The sequence below is a fragment of the Algoriphagus pacificus genome, assembly GCF_017254845.1.
Classification (GTDB): Bacteria; Bacteroidota; Bacteroidia; order Cytophagales; family Cyclobacteriaceae; genus Algoriphagus; species Algoriphagus pacificus.
In genome coordinates this window covers 1-565 of the sequence record NZ_JAFKCU010000018.1, presented here as the reverse complement: position 1 = coordinate 565, position 565 = coordinate 1, and the positions used below count along the sequence as shown (strand labels likewise).

At 61.9% G+C, this 565-nt stretch carries 1 protein-coding gene; it reads left to right on the top strand.

Going from position 1 to position 565, the window contains the following annotated elements; all coding sequences use genetic code 11:
* Positions 1-565, top strand: a 565-nt coding sequence (locus J0A69_RS22380; protein WP_449500909.1) for a phage tail tip protein J-related protein, incomplete at both ends; no start/stop codon positions are given.

Here is a 565-nt window from a genome sequence, read left to right as displayed (position 1 = left end):
ACTATGCCGGTATCAGCACCGGTGGTCGTGTGCTGGCGGTGAACAGCCAGACCCGGACGCTGACGCTCGACCGTGAAATCACGCTGCCATCCTCCGGTACCGCGCTGATAAGCCTGGTTGACGGAAGTGGCAATCCGGTCAGCGTGGAGGTTCAGTCCGTCACCGACGGCGTGAAGGTAAAAGTGAGCCGTGTTCCTGACGGTGTTGCTGAATACAGCGTATGGGAGCTGAAGCTGCCGACGCTGCGCCAGCGACTGTTCCGCTGCGTGAGTATCCGTGAGAACGACGACGGCACGTATGCCATCACCGCCGTGCAGCATGTGCCGGAAAAAGAGGCCATCGTGGATAACGGGGCGCACTTTGACGGCGAACAGAGTGGCACGGTGAATGGTGTCACGCCGCCAGCGGTGCAGCACCTGACCGCAGAAGTCACTGCAGACAGCGGGGAATATCAGGTGCTGGCGCGATGGGACACACCGAAGGTGGTGAAGGGCGTGAGTTTCCTGCTCCGTCTGACCGTAACAGCGGACGACGGCAGTGAGCGGCTGGTCAGCACGGCCCGGAC